Origin of the sequence: Nonomuraea candida (assembly GCF_000725485.1) — a bacterium.
GTDB classification, from domain to species: Bacteria; Actinomycetota; Actinomycetes; order Streptosporangiales; family Streptosporangiaceae; genus Nonomuraea; species Nonomuraea candida.
The window spans coordinates 18,704-39,175 of sequence record NZ_JOAG01000028.1; the positions used below are offsets into that span (position 1 = coordinate 18,704).

The 20,472-nt window shown below is 70.9% G+C and carries 19 protein-coding genes; 11 read left to right on the forward strand and 8 right to left on the reverse strand.

The features are described 5' to 3' along the window. Positions 1-119: 119 nt before the first annotated feature. Positions 120-605 carry a MarR family winged helix-turn-helix transcriptional regulator gene (locus IO39_RS26385; RefSeq protein WP_052423393.1) on the forward strand — a complete coding sequence of 162 codons (486 nt, stop codon included), beginning with the start codon at positions 120-122 and terminating at the stop codon, positions 603-605. 210 nt (positions 606-815) lie between these two features. Continuing rightward, positions 816-1,796, forward strand: a complete 981-nt coding sequence (locus IO39_RS26390; RefSeq protein ID WP_043628419.1) for a zinc-binding dehydrogenase — start codon at positions 816-818, stop codon at positions 1,794-1,796. Positions 1,797-2,015: 219 nt separating this feature from the next. Here the strand turns inward: IO39_RS26390 and IO39_RS54805 are convergent, their stop codons facing one another. Next, positions 2,016-2,177 carry a hypothetical protein gene (locus tag IO39_RS54805; protein ID WP_157548921.1) on the reverse strand — a complete coding sequence of 54 codons (162 nt, stop codon included), beginning with the start codon at positions 2,175-2,177 and terminating at the stop codon, positions 2,016-2,018. Positions 2,178-2,303: 126 nt separating this feature from the next. On the opposite strand from IO39_RS54805, the gene IO39_RS54810 reads away from it, so the two are divergent. Together IO39_RS54810 and IO39_RS26395 are read left to right on the forward strand one after the other, a co-directional pair. After that, a complete protein-coding gene (locus IO39_RS54810) occupies positions 2,304-2,459 on the forward strand; it encodes a hypothetical protein (protein ID WP_157548923.1) in 156 nt (51 codons plus the stop codon). A 392-nt stretch (positions 2,460-2,851) separates the two neighbouring features. Continuing rightward, positions 2,852-3,595: a formylglycine-generating enzyme family protein gene (locus IO39_RS26395; protein WP_043628421.1), complete on the forward strand. Its 744-nt coding sequence runs from the start codon at positions 2,852-2,854 to the stop codon at positions 3,593-3,595. Positions 3,596-4,093: 498 nt separating this feature from the next. On the opposite strand, the gene IO39_RS59675 is transcribed toward IO39_RS26395, so the two are convergent. Then, positions 4,094-4,771: an alpha/beta fold hydrolase gene (locus IO39_RS59675; protein ID WP_369332891.1), complete on the reverse strand. Its 678-nt coding sequence runs from the start codon at positions 4,769-4,771 to the stop codon at positions 4,094-4,096. Between IO39_RS59675 and IO39_RS58005 the strand changes: the two genes are divergently transcribed. Further along, positions 4,712-5,254: a TetR family transcriptional regulator C-terminal domain-containing protein gene (locus tag IO39_RS58005; RefSeq protein ID WP_439331486.1), complete on the forward strand. Its 543-nt coding sequence runs from the start codon at positions 4,712-4,714 to the stop codon at positions 5,252-5,254. The genes IO39_RS59675 and IO39_RS58005 overlap by 60 nt on opposite strands. Positions 5,255-5,392: 138 nt before the next feature. Here IO39_RS58005 and IO39_RS26410 read toward each other — a convergent pair whose 3' ends face one another. Then, the gene (locus IO39_RS26410; RefSeq protein ID WP_052423394.1) at positions 5,393-5,914 is read right to left on the reverse strand and encodes a winged helix-turn-helix transcriptional regulator; all 522 of its coding nucleotides are present in this window, start codon (positions 5,912-5,914) and stop codon (positions 5,393-5,395) included. 107 nt (positions 5,915-6,021) lie between these two features. Between IO39_RS26410 and IO39_RS26415 the strand changes: the two genes are divergently transcribed. Together IO39_RS26415 and IO39_RS26420 are read left to right on the forward strand one after the other, a co-directional pair. Continuing rightward, positions 6,022-7,506, forward strand: a complete 1,485-nt coding sequence (locus tag IO39_RS26415) for an MFS transporter (protein ID WP_043628424.1) — start codon at positions 6,022-6,024, stop codon at positions 7,504-7,506. A gap of 17 nt (positions 7,507-7,523) precedes the next feature. Next, positions 7,524-8,009, forward strand: coding sequence for a pyridoxamine 5'-phosphate oxidase family protein (locus tag IO39_RS26420; RefSeq protein WP_043628426.1), 486 nt, complete (start codon positions 7,524-7,526; stop codon positions 8,007-8,009). Between the two features lie 522 nt (positions 8,010-8,531). Here the strand turns inward: IO39_RS26420 and IO39_RS56870 are convergent. Continuing rightward, entirely contained in the window at positions 8,532-10,124 is a 1,593-nt protein-coding gene (locus tag IO39_RS56870; RefSeq protein WP_500690336.1) for a cellulose binding domain-containing protein, read from the reverse strand. 1,292 nt (positions 10,125-11,416) lie between these two features. On the opposite strand from IO39_RS56870, the gene IO39_RS26430 reads away from it, so the two are divergent. Then, positions 11,417-11,704, forward strand: coding sequence for a HesB/IscA family protein (locus tag IO39_RS26430; protein ID WP_043628428.1), 288 nt, complete (start codon positions 11,417-11,419; stop codon positions 11,702-11,704). Positions 11,705-11,981: 277 nt separating this feature from the next. Then, positions 11,982-12,545, forward strand: coding sequence for a hemerythrin domain-containing protein (locus IO39_RS50975; protein WP_052423396.1), 564 nt, complete (start codon positions 11,982-11,984; stop codon positions 12,543-12,545). A 382-nt stretch (positions 12,546-12,927) separates the two neighbouring features. Here the strand turns inward: IO39_RS50975 and IO39_RS26440 are convergent, their stop codons facing one another. From IO39_RS26440 to IO39_RS26455, 4 genes are all read right to left on the reverse strand, one after another. Then, positions 12,928-13,416: a hypothetical protein gene (locus IO39_RS26440; RefSeq protein ID WP_157548926.1), complete on the reverse strand. Its 489-nt coding sequence runs from the start codon at positions 13,414-13,416 to the stop codon at positions 12,928-12,930. Positions 13,417-13,509: 93 nt separating this feature from the next. Then, on the reverse strand, positions 13,510-14,493 hold the full coding sequence (locus tag IO39_RS26445) for an ABC transporter ATP-binding protein (RefSeq protein WP_043628433.1): 984 nt from the start codon (positions 14,491-14,493) through the stop codon (positions 13,510-13,512). Continuing rightward, positions 14,486-15,571 (reverse strand): FecCD family ABC transporter permease, encoded by a 1,086-nt coding sequence (locus tag IO39_RS26450; protein WP_052423397.1) that lies wholly within the window; start codon positions 15,569-15,571, stop codon positions 14,486-14,488. Before IO39_RS26450 ends, IO39_RS26445 begins: the two co-directional genes overlap by 8 nt. Continuing rightward, positions 15,534-16,658: an ABC transporter substrate-binding protein gene (locus tag IO39_RS26455; RefSeq protein WP_043628435.1), complete on the reverse strand. Its 1,125-nt coding sequence runs from the start codon at positions 16,656-16,658 to the stop codon at positions 15,534-15,536. The genes IO39_RS26450 and IO39_RS26455 overlap by 38 nt, the downstream gene beginning before the upstream one ends. 199 nt (positions 16,659-16,857) lie before the next feature. On the opposite strand from IO39_RS26455, the gene IO39_RS26460 reads away from it, so the two are divergent. Together IO39_RS26460 and cydC are read left to right on the forward strand one after the other, a co-directional pair. Next, a complete protein-coding gene (locus IO39_RS26460) occupies positions 16,858-18,573 on the forward strand; it encodes an ABC transporter ATP-binding protein/permease (RefSeq protein ID WP_043628437.1) in 1,716 nt (571 codons plus the stop codon). Continuing rightward, entirely contained in the window at positions 18,570-20,303 is a 1,734-nt protein-coding gene (gene cydC / locus IO39_RS26465; RefSeq protein ID WP_043628439.1) for a thiol reductant ABC exporter subunit CydC, read from the forward strand. The genes IO39_RS26460 and cydC overlap by 4 nt, the downstream gene beginning before the upstream one ends. Positions 20,304-20,472 lie beyond the last annotated feature (169 nt).

Below are 20,472 nucleotides of genomic sequence, written 5' to 3' on the forward strand. Positions count from 1 at the left end.
CTGTCCGGCGTCGATCGCGGCACGCGGCCGCCGGTGCCGGTGGCCGGCGAGGTTGCATCCAGCTCCCCCGTACGCCATAGTTGGGTTTGCCCAACCAACCTTCAGGAAATGGTGTGCGGATGGAACACGTGCCGGCCGGCAACGACGTCCCGGCTCGCCGGCAGCGCGAGGCCGTCGACGAAGTGGCGGCGGCGCTGGCCACGGTGGGCAACTGGATGTTCTCCCCGGCCACGCGGCGCAGGATCATGGCGTCCTCGGGGCTGGAGCTGTCCTTGGGCGACTACACCCTGCTGGCCCAGGTGTCGCTGCACGCGCCGGTGCGGCTGTCGGTCCTGGCGGAGCTGATGGAGGTGGACAAGTCCACCCTGTCGCCTCCGGCCAAACGTCTGGAGGCACGCGGCTTCATCGAGCGGCGGCCCGATCCGGCCGACGCCCGGGCCCAGCTGGTGAGCGTCACGCGAGCCGGGAAGCTCGCCATCGGCAAGCTCTGGAAGGCTCGCGCGACCGCCATCGCCGGCCTGCTGGCCGGCTGGGAGGCGGCCGACATCGAGCAACTGGCCGCGAGCCTCGGCGCGCTCAGCGAAGCGATCAAGAACGGGCCATGAGCCCATCACGGTGATGGGTCACGCGCCCATCACCGTGATGTCGTCCATCCTCGCCGGGACGTGGCACCGCGGCCGCGGACAGCCCCGGCCCCGGTCCACTCCCGCGTCGTGCCATGCCGTCCCCGGCGCAGTGCCGTGCCCGGCGCAGTGCCGCACGCCCAGGTCGTCGCGCGTACCCAACGCCGCTCTTCAGCAAGGAAGTGATGTCACATGCGTGCCGTTGTGCTGCACGAATTCGGGCCGCCGGCCCACCTGCGCGTCGCCGACGTACCCACGCCGAGGCCGGCGGCGGGTGAGGTCGCGGTGCGGGTGGCCGCGGCCGGCGTCCAGTTTCTGGAGACGCAGGTCCGCGCGGGGACGATGCGCGGCGCGCTCGGCGGCGCGCCGTTGCCGGTGATCCTCGGCAAGGAGATCGCCGGAGTGGTCGCCGAGGTCGGTCCCGAGGGCGATCCCGCCCTGCTCGGCGCGCGGGTCCTGGGCAGCACCACGGGCTTGGGCGGGTACGCCGAGACCGCCATCGCCCCGGCCGGCTCCCTCATTCCGGTCGGCGACGCCGTCGGACTGCCCGAGGCCGTCGCACTCTACCGGTACGGCGCCACGGCCCAGGGCCTGGTCAGGGCGGCTCGTGTGGCTGCCGGTGACCGGGTCTTGGTGCTGGCGGCCGCGGGCGCCGTCGGCACGGTCCTGGTGCAGTTGCTCAAGCGGTCCGGGGCGACGGTCGTCGCGGCGGCGCGCGGCGAGCACAAGCTCGCCCTGCTCGGCAGGCTGGGCGCCGACCACGTGGTGGACTACTCGCTTTCCGGCTGGACGGGCCGGGCCCGTGACGCCGCGGGCGGCTCGGTGGACGTCGTCCTCGACCATGTCGGCGGAGCGCTCGGCCGCGAATCGTTCGAGCTGCTCACCCCGGGCTCCGGGCGCCAGATCGTGTTCGGCCTCTCCAGCGGTACGCCGCTGCAGGTCCAGCCCATGGAGCTCATCGGCCGGGGCCTGACCTTGACCGGGTTCAGCACGGGTCACCTCTGGAGCAGGCCCGCCCTCGCCCGTGACCTGGTCACCGAGGTCCTGGAACTGGCCGCGGCGGGACGGCTCACACCGGTGATCGGCCAACGCTTCCCGCTGGAACGGGCGGCCGACGCGCACGCCGCCATCGAGGCGCGCGACACGGTCGGCAAGACCCTGCTCATCCCCTGACCGAACTGCTCGTGACCCCGCTACCCGTTGGCGGGAAGCGCCGAGCGCAAGCGCCCGATCGTCCGCGAGATCTCGGCACAGCCGATGAGGTCGTACCCGTACTTCCGTTCGCGCCGATCTCGGAACCGCTCACCGGGATCCGATGCACTCCCCGTCACGTGATCAGCCTGCCAGAGCCCGTCCCGGACCGGAACCGACACCCGTCTCACCCGACCCGAGCTATCGGGGAAGGGCGGGCTCATCCTCCGTCCAGCCCGAGTCCACGATCGACCAGTAGTCCAGCATCCTGCCGGGGGTCTGCCACTTCTCGCTGGCCGGGCCCGGTTCGAGCTGGATGTCGCGGCTGCCCAGCAGCTTTCCGGTGCGCTGGTCGAAGAGCACCTGCCGCTCGATCGTGCCGCGCCGTCGGCGCTCTCGAACGGGGCCGCGAGGGCGACCGCGGCGCGTCCGAGCGGGTCTGTGACGGCGCCCAGGCGCTGCACGCCGGGATGGTCGGTGATCAGGCGCATGAGACCGGCTCGTACCTTGGGCGGGACGGGTGTGTTCGCGAGCAGGGAGAAGACCTGGTCGAGCACGCTCTTGGGCTCCTCGCAGCGCTTCGGCGCGCCGGTGCGGCCGAGCGAGAGCGCCGCGAAGGCGGTGCGCTGGTGCGTGTACCAGTAGCGGCCCTCCTGTTGCAGCGCCGCCTGGGCGGCGGGCAGGGCGGCGATGGCCTTGCGGTCGTGGGGACGTCGGTCACCTGTTGTTGTCCGGAACCCGGCGCCGCCTTCCCCCGAATTCTCGCGCAGCCCGTACGGAAGCGATCAGCGCGGCCCGGATCTCCACCGGACGAATCGGGCCAGGGCTGGTGAGCCTGCGCATCCGGCGCCAAGCACTGCGGGCGGATGCGGACCGGAAACACCAGCGGACGGCACAGCCGTCCGCCTCCTCCGGGCCGGCGAATCCCGCGACAGGTCCTAGGACCAAGGACGCCGCCGGCCTCGGCCGGGAGCCCGATGAGCGCCCGGGGCATCGGCGCGAGCATGGTGTCTCTTGAAGTGAGCGGTGGAGGCATCATGGGCGTGGAACAGGTGGACTGGGTCGAGATCCCGGCCGGAGTGCTGCAGCGGGGCACACCCGCCGAGGAGGTGGCGGCGGTCGCGCGGCGGTACGCGGCCACCGGGGTGCCGGTGGAGTGGTACCGGAAGGAGGCCCCGCGCACCGCGATCCACGTCCCGGCGTTCCGGATCGCCCGCACCCCGGTCACCGCCGGCCAGTGGGCGCTCTTCGCCCGGGCCACCGGCAGGCCGGCGCCACAGGCGCCGGCGGACCATCCCGTCATCGGTGTCGCCTGGCAGGATGCGGCGGACTATTGCCGGTGGCTGGGCGAACGACTCGGCGACCCCGGCGTGCGCCTGCCTGCCGAGGACGAGTGGGAGCGAGCCGCCCGTGGTGACGACGACCGGGAGTTCCCCTGGGGTGATGAGTATCGGACCGGGCTGGCCAATCTGGTGGATCTGGGCATCGGCACCACCACGCCGGTCGGCTCGTTCCCCGAGGGCGCCAGCCCCTTCGGCGTGCTGGACATGGCGGGAAACGCCGACGAATGGACCTCCACCCTGTACGCCCCTTACCCGGGTGCTCCCGCTGACGTTCCGGGCACGGAGGACTGGGCGTTCGACCCGCACATCACCCGGGGCGGCGCGTTCCCCCACGACCGCGACCTGGCCCGCTGCGCCCGCCGGCACGGCGCGTACGAGGAGGACCTGGCCGCGATCGGCGTGGGCTTTCGCCTGGCGGCGTCCGCCGTACCGCGATGAACAATCCCTTCAGGCTTCGTGAGCCGGCGCGCACTGTGGCATGATCCCGGACCTCCCGGTGTCCGTGGACCGCCCCATGGCGCCGGCGGCACGAGCTCGGCCGGCTCGCGGGTCCTCCCCCGGCCGCCTCCGCCAGATCTCCCCGCCCGAGGCCCGCCGGAAGACCGCCTCCCCTGCTCGTCGAGCCGGAGCTCTTCAGTCCGGCTGATCCACGTTCCAGATTCCGGGCAGCGGCGCCTGGCAGATGTCGGGCAATAGCCGGCGGACTATCGCTGATCCCCAGCCAGTCGGCGAGATCGTCCTGGCCGGAGATGACGTGCCCCGGGCTTCCCGTACGCAGCTGGTCGCGGATCTCGGCAGGGCCGGCATAGTGGTATCGCCGGTTCACCTGAACAGTGTGCCGGTTCTCACGATCGACGCCGGCGTGGGCGTCAGCCATGAGGATCCCGGCCGCCGAGGATGAAGTCGGCCACGGCGGCGGCGACGGCCGCGGGCTGCTCATCCGGGATGAAGTGGCCGGCGTCGGGCACGACGACTCCGGTGACGTCGTCGGCCCACGGGCTGATGGAGGCCGCCATGTCCGGGATGGAGCCGTGGCTGCTGGAGATGCCGAGGATGGGCACGGTGAGGCGCTGCCGCTTGAGCGCCTCGCGGTTCTTGCGCGCCGACTCGGCGGCGTCCCGGTAGTAGGCGAGGGAGGCGCGCAGGCCGCCGTCGGCGGCGATGGCCGCCGCGTAGTGGTCGAGCTCGGCGTCGTCGAACGTGCCGGGAGAGAGGGCCTTCATGTTCAGGAACCAGCCGACGTAGTCCCGTTCGCGACCGGCGAGCAGCGTCTCGGGCAGGTCGGGCACGAGGTGGAACGCGAAAATGCCAGGTCTTCCAGGCCCGGTCCGGGTCCGTGGGGATCGCGTCCGGGAGGGTGATGCCGGGAATTCCGGCGTCGAGCAGGGCGAGCCCGCGCAGTCGGCTGTCGAATCGAAGCGCGAGGGAGAAAGCGACCCAGGCGCCGATGTCGTGGGCGGCCAGCCAGTACGCCGGCACTTCGAGAGCCTGCACGGCGGCGTGGACGTGCGCGGCGACCGTGTGCGTGTCGTAGCCGCGCTCCGGACGTTCGGAGTGCCCCTGACCCGGCAGGTCGATCGCGATGACGCGGAACCGGCTGGCGAGGCCGGGCATCACCTTTCGCCAAGCCCACCAGGTTTGCGGGAATCCGGCGAGCAGGACGACGGCCGGGCCGGTCGGCCGTACGATGCCGCCCTGTCGCGTGCGGCCTCGGAGCCTCTTGCGGCCGTTCGTGCGTTCTTCGACGTCACCCTCGAACGCATCGCCGATCCCGAACTGCCGGATGGATGCCTGATCGCCCAGACGGCCATGGCGATCCCGGTGCTGAGCCCGAGCGTCGCGGCGCAGGCGAAGGAGGCGCTGGGCCTCCAGCGCTCGCGTCTGCGCGCCGCGCTGAAGGCCGGCCCCTTGACCGGCCAGGCCGCCGAGACCTTCGCCGAACACGTGGTGGCCGTGAACCAGTCTCTCGCCGTCATGAGCAGAGCCGGGGCGAGCGCGGCGCAACTCCTGGCCGTGGTGGAGGTGACCGTCGACGCGCTCTCACAGGCGTTGCGCACGCGCGTCGTACCCCACGGGCCTGACGCGCCCGCGACATAGGCGAACCCCTAAGGAGATCAATCTCACCGGGATCGCCGGTACCTCAACTCCTCACACCCCGGGCCCGCCGGTCGCGAGCCGGCTGGAGACGCCGCTGCCGACCGACGACCCCGGCCGGCACACCAGGCCCGGATCATCTCAACGAACCTGCCCGGACAGGGCCGGTGAGCCACTGGCCGGCAAGGCGGCGCGGGCGATGGCGGCGCGTTCGGCCTCCTCGCGTTCGGCGGCCTCCCGCTCCGCCGCGGCGCGGCGGTCGTAGGCGGCGCGGGCCGCGGCGATGGCGTTCTGGTGTTCCTCGGTCCAGACGACCAGGGCGTGGATGGTGGCGTGCAGGGTCGCGCCCATCGGCGTCAGCGCGTAGTCCACGCGCGGCGGGACGGTCGGGTGCACGGTCCGGCTCACCAGCCCGTCGCGTTCCAGATGCCGCAGGGTGCGGGCCAGCATCCGCTGACTGACCCCGTCGATCGCGCGGCGCAGCTCGGTGAAACGCAGGCTGCGCTTGTCCAGCAGCGCGATCACCAGGAGCGACCACTTGTCGGCGACACGGTCGAGGATCTGCCGCACCTCGCAGTCGGCGCGCTGGTCCCACTGGAGAACGTCCTCGTCGACACCGGTATCACCGCAGTAACCGAGGGACTTGAAAGTGCCGTCTTCCATGGTCACCGATAGTGCCCGACGATGCTGTCGGTTACAAGAGGGAACCGGCAGGCATTTGGGGAACCACCCCCGAAGCGGTTCCCACGACATGAGGAGGTCGGGGAGCGATGTCCATTTCCGTCGCTGGATCCGCCGGTGGGCCGGCCCGCCTGTCAGGGCGGGCGTGGGGCGTGCTGCTGGTGCTGTGCGGTGCGATCTTCCTGGAGGGGATCGACGTGGCGATGCTGAACGTGGCACTGCCGTCGATCCGTGCCGATCTGGGCTTGTCCACCGGGATGCTCAGCGGGGTGGTCAGCGCCTACGTGCTGGGCTATGGCGGGTTCATGCTGCTGGGCGGACGTGCCGCCGATCTGCTGGGCCACCGCCGGATGTTCGTGTTGTGGCTGGCGGTCTTCCTGGTCTTCTCCGGGGTCGGCGGGCTTGCCACGGAGGGCTGGATGCTGCTGGTCGCCCGGTTCGTCACGGGGGTCGCGGCCGCGTTCATGGCTCCGGCCGGGCTGGCGCTGGTCACGTCCAACTTCCCGGAGGGGCCCGCGCGCACCAAGGCGCTCGGTGTGTACGCGGGCACGGCGGCGGGCGGGTTCTCGCTCGGCGTGGTGGCGGGCGGCGTGCTCGCCTCGTTCGGCTGGCGATGGGTGTTCTTCGCGCCGGTCATCCTGTCGGCGCTGATCCTGGTGGCGGCCCTGGCCTTCGTCCGCGACACAGGCCGCGACACCGGCCGCGACACGGGCCGCGACACGGGCGGCGGGCGTCGCTCGGGCGGCTTTGACCTGGCGGGAGCGTTCACCATCACGGGAGCGATGCTGCTGCTGGTGTACGGGGTGGTCCGGCTGGAGCACGCCGGGGACGGCCCCGCTCTGACCGCCGCCGTGTTCGCCGCGGGCCTGGCGCTGCTGGGACTGTTCGTCGCGATCGAGCGGCGCGCTTCGTCCCCGCTGCTGCGGCTGGGCATCCTGCGATCCGCGCCGCTGGTGCGCGTGAACGTGGCCGCGCTGCTGTTCCTGGCCGCGTTCGCGGGCTTCCAGTTCCTGGCCACCCTGTACTTCCAGGAACTGCGCGGCTGGAACACGATGCAGACGGGCCTGGCCATGCTGGTGATCGGCATCGACACCGTCCTCGCCCCCGTCCTGACGCCGCGTCTGGTGAACCGCTTCGGCAACACCCGCGTGCTGTTCGGCGGCATCGTGCTCGCGGCAACCGCGTACGCGCTGTTCCTTCCCGTCGGGATGGACTGGGCCTACACCGCCATGCTGCCGGCGCTGGTCCTGCTCGGGCTGGCCTTCTCGCTGGCGTACGGCCCGCTGACCATGGCCGCCACCGACGGCGTCGCCGAGGACGAACACGGCCTGGCGGGCGGCCTGCTCTACACCTCCATCCAGTTCGGCACGGCGCTCGGGCTGTCGGCCGTCACCGCCGTGAGCGTCGCCGCGGGCTCGGGCCTGGACGCCCTGCGCACCGCACTGATCGTTCCCGTGGCGGCGGCGGCGCTCGGCGCGATCGTCATCGCGTTCGGCCTGCGTACGCCCGCCGTGCCCGGCGACACCGCACCGGACGCGGCCACGCCGGCCGAGTCCGCCACGACCGCCGCCTGAGAAGAGGAGAGAAACCGATGGCCACTCGAGTTGAGTCCTTCGCCGAGATCTCTGACCAGTTCGACGCCTACATCGGCGACATCGTGTACGCGACCATGACCACCGTCGACGCCAAGGGACGGCCGCGCGCACGGGTGCTGATCCCGGTCTGGGAGACCGTCGAGGGAGCCCCGCTGGGCTGGCTGGCCACGTACAAGACGCCGGTCAAGGCCGCCCACCTGGCGGGCAACCCACACACCACCTTCTCCTACTGGACGCCACGGCAGAACGCGGTGAGCGTCGACGCCGTCGCCGCCTGGGTCGACGACCTGGAGACCAAGCGGCACGTGTGGGACCTGTACCGGCGGACGAGCCCGAAGGGAGCCGGATACGACCTGGGCAACTTCTGGCGCGGCGGACCCGGCGATCCGGAGCTGCACGTCCTCCGGCTGGAGCCCTGGCGCATCCAGGTGATCAGAGGGGCGGACCTGCACAGCAGAATCTGGTACGCCCCAAGGCGCTGATCGGGGTACGACGACGTCTCCATCGAACCTGGCTTCGCCACCCCTGAGACACGATCGACCCGCACCCCAACGAATGGCCCGCGCCTCGCGTCGGGCCATTCGCCCGTTCGGGAGCACCCCCATGGTGGCCGCGCGGGCTCGCGGAGGTGCTGGTGGCAAGCCGACCATCGGCGCGATCCCGGCGACCTACGGCGCGGACCTGAGCGACCAGGTCCGCGCCATGGCACCCGGCAGCGGGGACGCCGTCCTGGACGACGCGGCGGCGACGCCCCTCGCACCTCAGCCGACCTGGCCCGGGACAGGAACCGCACCCGGACCATGATCGAGGATGAGCTCGCAGCGGAGCTCGGCATTCCGGCCCTGCCCCCCAAGCACTCCACTGAGCAGCTCGAGGGGCCGGGAAGTTACGCGCAAGGCAAGATCACGCTGCACCACGCGGACGAGCGGTGGTCGTGGCGAGGGCTGCGGCCAGGACGGCCAGCACCGCGGTGACCAGGCCGAGGCGGGATATCGCAGTCATGGTCATGCCTTCGTGCAGATGGTGTCGTTGAGAGTGAAGGCCGCCGGAACGCCGTTGCCGCCCTGGGGGGAAGAGCCGTTCAGACCGAAGCTCACCGTGCCGCCCGCCGGGATGTTCGCCGTCCACGACTCACTGGTCACCGTCACCTGCCGGCCCGACTGCGTCGCCCTCGCATTCCAGACACTGTTGATCGTCTGCGCCGAAGGGAAGGCGAACCCCAACGTCCAGCCGCCGATCGCGACGGCACCGTTGTTACGGATGCTCACCTCGGCGTTGAAACTCGACCCCCATTCCGACAACCGATAGGACACCGAGCAGCCACCCACCGGAGGCGACGGGCTCGTGGTCGGGGTGACCGTCGGAGTGACGGTCGGTGTCGGGCTCGTGGTCGGGCCAGGGCCGTTCCTGGCGGCCTGACGATCGGAGTGGGCGCGGAAGGCCGCCAGTTCGGGCGCGCCCTGGGAGACGCCGAACTTGCCGTCGATCTGCCGGTCCTGGTACCACCAGAACCCGGTGCCGTCGCCGCCCTCTTCCTCGAAGGTCTGGAAGATGGCGGTCCACCATTGCGTGCGGTCGACGTTGTGGACGTTGAACTCGCCCATGTAGAACGGCTTGCCGATGATGTCGTGCGACTCGCGGATCCACGTGCGGACCAGTTCCTGGGTCTCCTGGATGCTGAGGTCCGCCCAGTGCTCGGTGGGGTACGGGTGGGCCGAGGTGAAGTCGATGAAGGGCGACCGGTGGATGTGGACGAACGGGTTGCCCTCGTCGCCGCCGAAGCCGAACCGGGTCTCGTGGGCTTCGAGGCCGGTGCCGAGCATGTGGTCGGGGTCGATGCCCTTGATGAAGGCGCCCATCTCGTCGACCCACTTGCGCAGCGTGGTGCCCGAGGTGTTCTCCTCGGGGCTGACGTCCTGGTAACGCGGCTCGTTCATGAGCTCCCAGGCGAAGATGGCCGGCTCGTCCTTGTACTTCACGCCGCTGTAGTGGTTGGTGCGGTTGAGTACGTAGCTGACGTAGTTCTTGTAGGAGGTGAAGCAGCCGGCGCACCGGGTCTTGTCGAAGAAGGCCGCGCGGGCGGGGTGGCCGCCGGACAGGCCTTCCCAGCGCAGGCGGGCGTCGATGCCGCCGTAGGCCTCCCAGTAGTTCTCGAAGACCGGCAGGAGCTTGACGCCGTGCCGCTTGGCCGACTCGATGACGTAGTCGAAGAGCGCGAACTGCTGCTCGTTGTAGACGCCCTTCTCGGTCTCGAAGCCGTGCCAGCTCTCGTGGTTGAACAGCCAGGTGCGCAGCACGCTGACCTTGTCGGCCTTGAGCCGGGCGAAGTGGGCGTCGATGCGCGCCTTGTCCATGTACTGCGTCTCGGTGTCACCCGAGGCGCTGCCGTAGGTGAACAGGTCGTAGGTGTTGGCGCCGGCGAAGAAGAACGTCCTGCCGTCGAGGCAGAAGTGCACGCCGCAGCGGTGGACGAAGCCGGCCCGGGCGGTGGCCGCCGTGGACGGCCGGCTCGCGAGAGCTGCTGTTCCCGCGAGAACCAGAGCGAGGACCGCGGCCCAGATTGCGGGGCCGCGTAACACAGGGGGGTGCGCTTTCATGCCTCTCAGTCAAATACTTAACCAGTTAAGTTTCAAGAGTTTCATAACTGTTTACTACATGTTTCTCAGCCGAAAATGGATCGTTCCAACACAATTCAATCAGGCAAGAAGAAATGTTCCCTCGTTCACTCGATTCCCTGGCCCGGCGTCGCTAGCTGGGGCTATTCGGCGCGGACATGGTCGAGGGAGAAGGAACCGGGACCGAGCCAGGCGAAGGGGCCGCGGACGGCTGCGACGCCGGTGGAAGTGGCGGCCGCGCCGGGGCCTGGCTTGGCCACCACGGTGATACCGGCCCGGCGGGAGGCGTGCCGCCAGGTGCCCCCGACGGCGTATCCGGCCGAGACCCGGCCACCGAAGCCTTCGCCGGCGTGAACGTCACCAAGCCCGAGAAGGACGCGGTGAACGTGCCGCCGATGACGATCGTGCCGGCGCGGCGAAACTCATGGTGTCCTCCCGGGGAGGTGCGGGACGAGAGCGGCGGCGCCGGACCGACGCCGGAAGCTTCGAGGGGCCGCCGATGTCCGGAGACAAGGGTCCTGGCGGTGACGGTGACAGCCGGGCCTCCGAAGTCCGGCTCCACACCCGTCCCGTAGCCGGCCGCCGGGAAGGCGACCTCCGGGTCCCCGGCGCGGCCTGACGCTTGGACAGCCACGGTGGCCGTGCGGCGCTTGTTCACGATGTCCTCCTGAGGGGGAGGTGTGAACTTAACCGAATAATTAGCCCCACGGTAAGATGGCCCGGGCAACGTTGTCAACGACCCGACCTGAAATGCGTGCTGACAAATCCGGGCACGACCGCCGGCGGCTCCCGTGCGAATGCGCCAGCCCCGAGGCTCTAGTTAGTTCAATCGACAGATCAGAAGGATGAGGACCGGCCATGCCGGCGCGGACACCACTCTTCCGCCATCGGTCCGGTTGCGCCGCCGACCGCGCCGCGACGACGCCGGAGGTGTCCGGCGCCGCCCTGGCCACGCCTTCGCAGGACACGAGGCAGGAGGGCCGCCGTGCCGAACAGATCCCTCTTGCCGGAAGCATGCCGGGGCCACCTGGAAGACGACGCCGGCGTCCTGTGCCTGGACTGGCAGGGCCCCTCCCGCGAAGACCGCCACGCGCACGCCTGGACTGAGGCCTGACCCCGCCCGGCGAAGGCAGCCGGCATGGACGCGCTGAGACGGGAAGCGAGGCGAGCACGTTCGACATTGACACCATTTGCCCCTTGCTGGGGTTATTGGCGTGTTCGGCGCGGGCAGGCCATCAGAAGCAATCGAGCGAGGACAACCGGGAGGAGTCGCCGTGCTCACGCTGACCGCCGACGCGGTCGCGGCAATACGCGATCTGACCACACAACCGGAGACCCCGCCGGACACGGGGCTGCGCATCGCGGCCTCCTCCACCAACGGCGCCGGCAGATCCCTTGAGCTGTCGGTCTCGGGCGGCCCGCATCCCAACGATCACATACTCGAGGCAGAGGGTGTACGGGTCTACCTCGAACCGAGCGCCGCCTCATTCCTGGACGACAAAACCCTCGACGCGGAGGTCGAGGACGACCGGCCATCCTTCAAGATCATTCCTCAGCCCTGAGGCACGCTGCTTCGACGGGTTCGATCGACGTCGCCGGCCTCCAGGCCGTCTCCGAGGGCCGGCCCGCCGGCGTTCGGGCAAGGATGCGACCCGGACGTCGTCACCGGCGGCCTGGCGGCCGATCCCGGGCCCCGCGGCGCGGTGAGCGCGGCGGTCAGGAGCGGGGTGAGGCGCGTGCCGGCCGGCTCAGGGCCGGCGCGCCGCTCGCCGCCGTACCGGCTCGTGACCTCCCCGGGAACGGCGCTTGGCGCTGCGCGAGCGGGGTAGCGGAGCGGCCATGGCAGACGACGTCATCACCCTCATCAAGGCCGACCACCGCAAGATCGAGGAGCTCTTCGCCAAGCTGACCCACGGCAAGGGCGATCGGCGGGCCATCGTGGCCACCCTGTACGCCCTGCTCACCGCCCACGTCCGCGCCGAGGAGGACGTGGTCTATCCCCGCCTCGACGCCCACCACGGCCTCGAGGAGCACAAAAAGGCCGAGGTACTGCTGGACACCCTGAAACGGGCCCGGCCCGGCAGCACGGAGTTCACCAGTGCCCATGCCCTGCTCGCGCTTTCGGTGAGCCACCACGTCCAGGAGGAGGAGAGCACCCTCCTGCCCCTGCTTGCCCGCACGACAGGCGAACGGGAGCTGCGCGACCTCGCCAAGACGTTCCGGCAACGCCGGCAACAGGAACTGCGCGCGCTGACCATCCCGCGCGAGGCCCGCGCGACCTCCACCGGCGGCGAGCCCACCAAGACGGAGCTGTACGAACGGGCACGCAAGGCCGACATCCCCGGACGGTCGCGCATGAGCAAGAAGGAGCTCGGAAAGGCCCTGGCCAAGACCCGCTCCTGACCGGCGGCCCGCCGCAGGGGCGCGCCCGGACCCCGCCGCGCAACCATCGGCAGGCGGACCGTGACCGTGCAGGCGCGGCCCGCCTGCGACCCCGCTCCCAGCGGCCGGCGACACAGGACGCCACCAGGGCATGCCCCGATCTCAGGCACGGCGGCGGCGTGCTGGTCCTCGGCAGTGCCGTGGAGCTTTCGCGCCGACCGGGCAGCACGCGGTCACGGGCCATGTCCAGGTCGACGACGGTGATGGGTACGACCGTCATGGGCGGCGCTATTAGTGCCTCATCGACGGAATTCGCCAGGTTCGCTCCGAGAAGCCGGGCGTGACCCCTGTCTGCACTCCCGGATCCATGTCCCGGACCCGGGTGCTTGCCCGCCGCGTACGACTACCGCTTCTCCGATTCGCCGGGCATGTCACTGTCACCCAGCGCCTTGGCGGCCCTGTAGTCCTCGACAGATACTCCCAGTTCGGCGGCGATCGCCTCCGGTCGCTGGGCCCGCGTGGTGTGGCCGCCTTGGTGAAGGGCGATGCGGGCCGCGAGGCTTTCCAGCTGATCGGACCGGCTACGAGGCTCGCGGTCGATGATCTCGCGCAGGCGGCGGGCGATCTCCGCGACCACCGCATCGGCCGGGCAGGCCATGCCGCACATGTAGGAGTCGATGACCGGGACGGCCACGTCCGGCAGGCCCGTGCGGACCAGCGCCTGGGCGAAGTGGTGCACGAGGTCCGGCACGACCCGCACCGGGCTGCCCGGGATCCGTACGGCGAACAGCTCGCGCAGCCGCAGCAGGCAGGAATGCCAGGTGGCGGATCGCGTGACTGGCCACTTTCGTGATGTCGATCCGCTCGGGCGCAGGCGCTGCCGGAGCGCCACCCTGGGCGATTTCCAGGGCGGCCAGCTCTTCGGCCGGGCCGCGGTCGGGACAACGCACCCGCCGCCACGGACGTACCGACGGCATGCCTGCGATCACCGGCCGTTTCGCAGGTAGGCGACCAGTGTCGCCACCGAGTCGAGCTCGTGGGGGCCTACCAGCCAGTTGCCGGACGAACGCACCTCGACCGTGATGTCGGCGTGATGCTCGCTGATGCGGTATCCGGCGCGCTCCACTGCACGTCCGGTCCAGGCCAGCAGGTCGGCCGGGCAGTCGTGCGGCGCCGTGATACGAGCGGTGGCCGAGTGGCCGGTGTCCCAGGTGAAGGTGCCGGTTCGCGGGTCGAAGGTGGCGGCGCCGTTGAGCATGCGCTGCAGGTGCCCGGCCAGCCCGATCTCTTCCGGCGCGCCGCTGATCAGCTCGCGTTCGGGGGTGATCAGCCAGAGCGAGTCGGCGTGCCGCAGCATGTGCTCGACGTCGTGGGTGGACATCAGGACGGCGAGGCCGTGCTCGTGCGTCAGGGAGAGCAGCAGCTTGATGAGCTCCAGCCGGGCGGTCACGTCGAGGAACGCGGTGGGTTCGTCCAGCAGCAGCACGGACGGCTGCTGGGCGAGCGCCCGTGCGATCATCAGGCGCTGCCGCTCGCCGTCGCTGAGCTCCGACACCGGCCGGCCGGCCAGGTGCCCGGCGTTGGTGGTGTCCAGTGCCTGCTCGATCACCCGCCGGTCGGTGCCGTCGAGCCTGCCGAACCATCCGGTGTGGGGGGCGCGTCCGAGGGCGACGAGGTCGTAGCCGTGCAGTTGCCCGGCGGCGACCCTGTCGGTGAGGACGATGGCCAGTTCGGCGGCGAGCTCGCGTGGGGAGAGGTCGGTGATGGGCCGCCCGCGAAGCTCGATCTGGCCGGTGAGCTGTGGTTGGGCGCGGGCGAGGGTGCGCATGAGGGTGGATTTGCCGATGCCGTTCGCGCCGATCAGGCAGGCCAGTTCCCCGGCGTGCAAGGTGACGTCGATGTCCGAGAGCACGGCGCGGCGGCGATAGCCCACCGTGAGATCCGTGGTGGCCAGCCTTTCGTCAGACACTGAAACCTCCTCCGGTACGGTTGATCCGCAGGAGTACGTGGAGCACGACGGGCGCGCCGAGCAGCGCGAGGGCGGCGTTGAGCGGCAGCGTGAGCCCAGTGCCGGGCAGTTGCGCGAAGATCCCGGCGGCCAGTGCGATCAACGCGCCGAGCAGTGCCGAGCCGGGGATCAGCAGCCGATGGTCGGCCGTGCCGAGCAGGCCCCGCGCCAGGTGCGGGGCGGCGATGCCGAGGAAGGCAATCGGCCCGGTGTAGGCGGTGACCGCACCGGACAGCAAGGCTGTGGCGGCGATGGCGACGATCCGCACCCGCCGCGGGGACAGGCCCATGCTCTGGGCGTACCGCTCGCCCAGCAGCGACACGTTCAGCTGCTTGACGAAGACGGCCAGCAGCAACGTGCCCGCGGACACCACCGAGGCGAGCACGGGCAGCTGCGCCGAACGCACGCCCTCGAAGCTGCCGAACTGCCACTGTGTGAAGGCCACCACCGCCTCGGGCCGGGCGAAAAATACCAGCACGTTGGTGATCGCGCCGAGGAAGGCACCGACCATGATGCCCGCCACCAGGACGATGACCATATTGCGCACCCGTCCGGCGACGGCCAGCATCAGCAGCAGGACGGCGAACGCTCCCAGGGCGGCCGCGCCGACGACGCCGAGCCCATGCAGCGGGGCGAGTCCCGCCAGCAGCGAGGCGCCCACGCCGGTCGTCGCGCCCTGCGGCAGCAGGAGCAGGCCCACACCCAGGCCCGCCCCCGAGGTGACGCCGAGGACATACGGCTCGGCGAGGGCGTTGCGGAACAGCGTCTGCATGGCGAGCCCGGCCAGGGCCATCGCCGTCCCGGCGAGGATCGCCGTCGTCGCGCGGGGCAGGCGCAGGTCGAGGACGATGGCCCGCCAGGTCCTGCGGGCCGGGTCATGGCCGCGCAGGATGGCGATGACCTCGTCCAGCGGCACGCTGACCGACCCCCAGGCCAGCGTGGCCAGGAACGCGGCCAGCACGCCGGCTGCGAGCATGGCCAGGACGATGGCGCGGCGCAGGCTACTTGGCCGGAACACGCTTGACGAACTGGAGCTCATCGCCGCTCCTCAGGAGTTCCGGGTGCAGGAGGTTCACCATGTCGCGCAGGATCAGGTCGGCCTCCAGCGCGCCGTTGAGGAAGTAGTCGGCCCCTCGCGTCCCGACGCGGTGGAACGTCCTGCCGTTCTCGAGGGCGGGCAGGCGGGCGAGCCGGTCGTCGCCGGCGATGTAGTCGGCTCCTGTCTTGTGCTTGGGGAAGAACACCAGGTCCATCCAGTAGCCGGCGTCGGCTCCCGCGTCGAGGAACTTCTCCAGCGACAGGGTCGCGATGCCGCCACCGGGCAGGTCGGGCACCGGCTCGGCGCCGGCCTCACGGATGAGCTGAGGCTCGAACCGCTCCCGTTGCCTGGTGGTCACCGACCCCGACTCGCCGACGGTGCCGATCAGCACCTTGGGCTTCTTCTTGCCGGCGACATGTGCGTCTATCTGGGCGCGCAGCTTCAGGTAACGCTCTTCGATCGGATCGAACACCTGCTGGGCCTGCTGTTCGGCGTTGAAGAAGAGCGACAGGAACTTGATCTGCTCGGCCGCTCCGAGCGGCGTCTCGGAGTAGGGGAAGTAGAAGACGATGGGGATGCCGAGCTCTTCGATCTTGCTGAAGGTCTGGTCGTCTCCGGCGTAGTTGGTGTAGAAGTCGGGGTCGGCGTCGGCCAGCGCTTCGTAGTTGACCTCGTACCCGATCTCGGCGACCTTGCCTGCCTTGATCCGCTCGGCGATCTTGGGCAGGTAGGGTGCCTCGACGTCGCCGATGAACGGTTCGGCGTGGCCGACCAGCGCGTCGGCCTTTCCCAGCTTCTCCAGCGACGCGTACAGGACGCTGCCCCCATCGGCCATCGTCCTGACGGGGACCTCGATGACGGTGGCGCCCGCCAGTTCGCCGGTCAGCTCCGGTCGCGGAGCACCGCACTGGAGCAGCACGTAGGTGCTGTCGATCTCGCGGCTGCCGGCCTTGGCGTGCCCGCCGGCCGCCTGCACCGTCGTCTTCAGCACCTTGTACGAGCGCTCGTAGCGGACCTGCCAGCCCTTGGCGTACTCGGCGTCGACTCGGTGGGGAAAGTAGTTCGTCTGGGGCGCGAACTTGGTCACACAGCCGGGCCGCTCTGGAGCCGCCCGCGGTGGCGGACCGGCGGCTCCGCATGCGGTGAGCCCGGCGGCTAGGAGCGCGCAGAATAAGCGTTTCATCCTTTTTCTCCTCTGCTGTTGCATACCTGCGGGCGCCGAGTTAGCGTCCTTGAACATGACAACGGTTATCAAACCCGCGTCGTCTCGGCAACGGGTTGCCCCCTTGACTCCACGGCTGTTACGGCTGGCCGCCGGCGCGCGCGGGTGGCTGGCGCTCGGCACGGCGGTGACGTTCGCCATCACCGCCACCCATGTGGGGCAGGGCATCGCGATCGCGCAGGCCCTGGCCGTCGTATTCGCCGGCAGGCCGTGGCAGGGCGTGCTCGTTCCGCTTGCCGTGGTCTCGGGCATGCTGGTGACCAGGGCGGCCCTGATCTGGGCGCGCGAGCTGGTCGTCGCCGCCACGGGACGGGCGGTGAAGGACTCCCTTCGCAGGCGCCTGTACGCCAAGCTCTTCGAGCTGGGGCCCGGCTACACCGCGGCCAACCGGACGGGCGCCACCCAGGCGACGGTGGTCGACGGCGTCGAGAAGATCGACGTGTACGTCAGCCGCTTCCTGTCCCAGCTGCTGGGCGCCGCCCTGGGCGCTCTGGCGATCCTGGCCGGGCTCGTCCTCGTCGATCCGCTGATCGGCGGTGTCCTGTTCGCCGGAGCGCTCGCGATCACCGCGACTCCCCTGCTCGCCCGGCGCCTGCAGGCCGAGCGGGCCGGCTGGTTCTGGGGGCTGTGGCGCCGGCTCGGCGCCGACTATCTCGACGTGCTGCAAGGCATGACGACGCTGAAGGCGTTCGGCGTCAGCCGCGAGCGCGGCCGTGAGCTGGCGCGCGAATCCCACGAGTTCTACCGGGCCTCGATCGGGTTCGTGGCGGTGGCCAACCTCCGGACCGGCGCGATGGGGTTACTGTCGGTCGCGGGTGTCTCCCTCGCGATCGGGCTGGGAGCCGTGCGGCTGGCCATCGGGCAGCTCGACGTGCTGGGCTTGCTGCTGGTTCTCCTCCTGGCCCGCGAGGCGTTCCGGCCCCTGGAGGAGCTTCAGAAGGCCTACCACTCCGCCTACCCGGCGATCTCCGCCGCCGCCGGGATCTTCGAGCTGCTGGACGCCTCGCCGGCCGTCACCGAGACGCGGCATCCGCAGCCGCCGCCGGCGTCCTCGTCGATCTCGTTCGACGGCGTGTCCTTCGGCTACCGCGGCGGGCAGGACGTCGTCTCGGACCTGTCGTTCGAGGTGGAGGAAGGCCGGACGGTGGCGATCGTCGGCCGGTCGGGCGCGGGCAAGAGCACGATCGTCTCGCTGCTGCTGCGCTTCTTCGACCCAGGGGCGGGCCGCGTCCTGCTCGGCGGGCGGGACATCCGGGAGCTGTCCCTGGCGCGGTTACGCGGCCTGATCTCCGTGGTGGCCCAGGACACCTACCTCTTTCACGGCACGGTCCGCGACAACCTGCTGCTCGGCCGGCCCGGCGCCGATGCCGGGCAGGTGGAGGCGGCTGCGGTCGCCGCCGGTGCCCACGACTTCATCACCAGGCTGCCTGAGGGGTACGACACCGTGGTCGGCGAGCGCGGCGCCACCTTGTCGGGCGGGGAGCGGCAGCGCATCGCCATCGCCCGCGCCCTGCTCAAGAACGCGCCGATCCTCGTCCTCGACGAGGCGACCTCCAGCATCGACTCGGCCCATGAGGCGGAGATCCAGCACGCTCTCGATCGACTGGCCGCCGGCCGGACGACGCTGGTCATCGCCCACCGGCTGTCGACCGTGCGGGACGCCGACCGCATCCTGCTGCTCGACCAGGGCCGGGTCGCCGCTGCCGGCACCCATGCCGAGTTGCTCGAACGGTCGGCCGGCTACCAGCGGCTCGTGGCGGCGCAGGCGGTGAGCCGATGATCTCCGGCCTGCGCCCCCTGCTCGCCGTCGTGCGACCCTACCGGCTGCACCTGACCGGCGCGATCGGCAGCGGCGTGCTCGACCAGGCGCTCACCGTGGCGATCGCCGCGGTCGGCGCCTGGGTGGCCGGTGCCGCGATCACCGGCGCGGGCGTGGCCCAGCTGCGTCCCGGGCTGATCGTGCTGGCCTGCTTGGTGATCCCCCGCGCGGTGCTGGCCTTCGTGGAGTCGCACATCGCCCACGACATGGCCTTCCGCATCCTGGTCGACATCCGCGAGCGGCTCTACGCGGGCTTCGAGCGGATCGCGCCCGCGCACCCGAAGGGGCACCGCTCCGGCGACCTGGCCTCGACGGTCATGGACGACGTCGAGCGGCTGGAAGTGTTCTTCGCCCACACCCTGAGCCCGCTGTGCGTCGCGGTCGTGGTGCCGACCGGGTCGGTGGCCGCCCTGTGGTTCATCCATCCGGTGCTCGCCCTCGTCATCCTGCCGATCGCCGCCCTGGTGGCCTTCGTCCCCACCTGGCTGCGCAAGCGGGCAACCGTCCAGGGCCGGGCGTGGCGGCTGCATCTCGGCCGGCTCAACGCCACCGCCGTGGACGGCGTGCAGGGGCTTCGCGAGATCGCGACCTTCGGCCAGGAGGAGCGCTTCCTGACCCGGCTCGGCGAGCACGGCCGCGACCTGAACCAGGCGCAACTGGCCCACGGCAGCCGGGTCGGCGTCGAACGTGCCGCGACCGACCTGCTGATCGGGCTGGGCGTCGTCGGCGTGCTCGCCGGATCGGCCATCCTGGTCGCCACCGGCGTCATGCCGGTGGCGCTCTACCCGACCGCGGTCGTGCTGGCCGCCGCCGCGCTGGCACCCGTCACCAAGCTCAGCGACGCCGCCCGCGAGCTCGGCGTGGTCGCCGCCGCCGGCGAACGCATCTTCGCAGTCGTCGACGCGCCGGCCATGGCCCCCGAACCGGCCTCGCCGCCGCCGCTGCCCGCCCTGCCGACGGCGCTCGACGTCTCCTTCCGCGACGTCTCCTTCCGGTACGGCCCCGACCTCCCGCCGGCCGTGTCCGGCGTCACCTTCGATATCGCCGCCGGCGAGACGGTCGCGCTGGTGGGACACTCCGGCGCAGGCAAGTCGACGATCACCAATCTGCTGCTGCGCTTCTGGGACCCGGAGTCGGGCTCGGTCCGGATCGCCGGTAACGACCTGCGTGACCTGGCCGACCAGGAGCTGCGCAAGCTGATCTCCGTGGTGCCGCAGGAGATCTACCTGCTCAACCGGACGGTCGCCGAGAACATCGCGCTGGGCAGACCTGGCGCGAACCAGGAGCAGATCGAGACCGCCGCCAGGGCCGCGCTGGCCCACGACTTCATCGTCGAGGAGCTGCCCGACGGTTATGACACCGTCGTCGGCGAGTGGGGCGCGCGGGTCTCGGGCGGCCAGCGTCAGCGCATCGCCATCGCCCGCGCGCTGCTGCGCGACGCGCCCATCCTCATCCTGGACGAGCCCGTCTCCAATGTGGACGCGGAGAGCGAGCGGCTGCTGGGCCTGGCCATGGCCCGAGTCCGCGCCGGCCGGACCACCCTGCTGGTCGCGCACCGGCTCTCCACGATCCGCACCGCCGACCGCTTGATCGTGCTCGATCACGGCAAGGTCGCCGAGATCGGCACGCACGCGGAGCTGGTGGCAGCCGGCGGCACCTATGCCCGGCTGGTCCGCCACCAGCTGCAATAACCACCCACAGGAAGGAGGTCAGCGCATGATCCGCGAAATCAGCACCGAACGGCGCCGCGACACCGTCGCGCCGCACAACCACAGCACGGGCTTCCGCGCCTTCCGCTGGAGCTGACGAGGTGACACCCGTGGGGCCGGGCCGCACCCGGCCCCACGGGCCCCGACGCGA

Bases quoted from the DNA above. Each gene is read 5' to 3' on its own strand.
- IO39_RS26385 (WP_052423393.1), top strand. From the start codon at position 120: ATGGAACACGTGCCGGCCGGCAACGACGTCCCGGCTCGCCGGCAGCGC.
- IO39_RS26390 (WP_043628419.1), top strand. From the start codon at position 816: ATGCGTGCCGTTGTGCTGCACGAATTCGGGCCGCCGGCCCACCTGCGC.
- IO39_RS54810 (WP_157548923.1), top strand. From the start codon at position 2,304: ATGAGACCGGCTCGTACCTTGGGCGGGACGGGTGTGTTCGCGAGCAGG.
- IO39_RS26395 (WP_043628421.1), top strand. From the start codon at position 2,852: ATGGGCGTGGAACAGGTGGACTGGGTCGAGATCCCGGCCGGAGTGCTG.
- IO39_RS59675 (WP_369332891.1), bottom strand. From the start codon at position 4,771: ATGCCCGGCCTCGCCAGCCGGTTCCGCGTCATCGCGATCGACCTGCCG.
- IO39_RS26410 (WP_052423394.1), bottom strand. From the start codon at position 5,914: ATGGAAGACGGCACTTTCAAGTCCCTCGGTTACTGCGGTGATACCGGT.
- IO39_RS26415 (WP_043628424.1), top strand. From the start codon at position 6,022: ATGTCCATTTCCGTCGCTGGATCCGCCGGTGGGCCGGCCCGCCTGTCA.
- IO39_RS26420 (WP_043628426.1), top strand. From the start codon at position 7,524: ATGGCCACTCGAGTTGAGTCCTTCGCCGAGATCTCTGACCAGTTCGAC.
- IO39_RS56870 (WP_500690336.1), bottom strand. From the start codon at position 10,124: ATGAAAGCGCACCCCCCTGTGTTACGCGGCCCCGCAATCTGGGCCGCG.
- IO39_RS50975 (WP_052423396.1), top strand. From the start codon at position 11,982: ATGGCAGACGACGTCATCACCCTCATCAAGGCCGACCACCGCAAGATC.
- IO39_RS26450 (WP_052423397.1), bottom strand. From the start codon at position 15,571: ATGAGCTCCAGTTCGTCAAGCGTGTTCCGGCCAAGTAGCCTGCGCCGC.
- cydC (WP_043628439.1), top strand. From the start codon at position 18,570: ATGATCTCCGGCCTGCGCCCCCTGCTCGCCGTCGTGCGACCCTACCGG.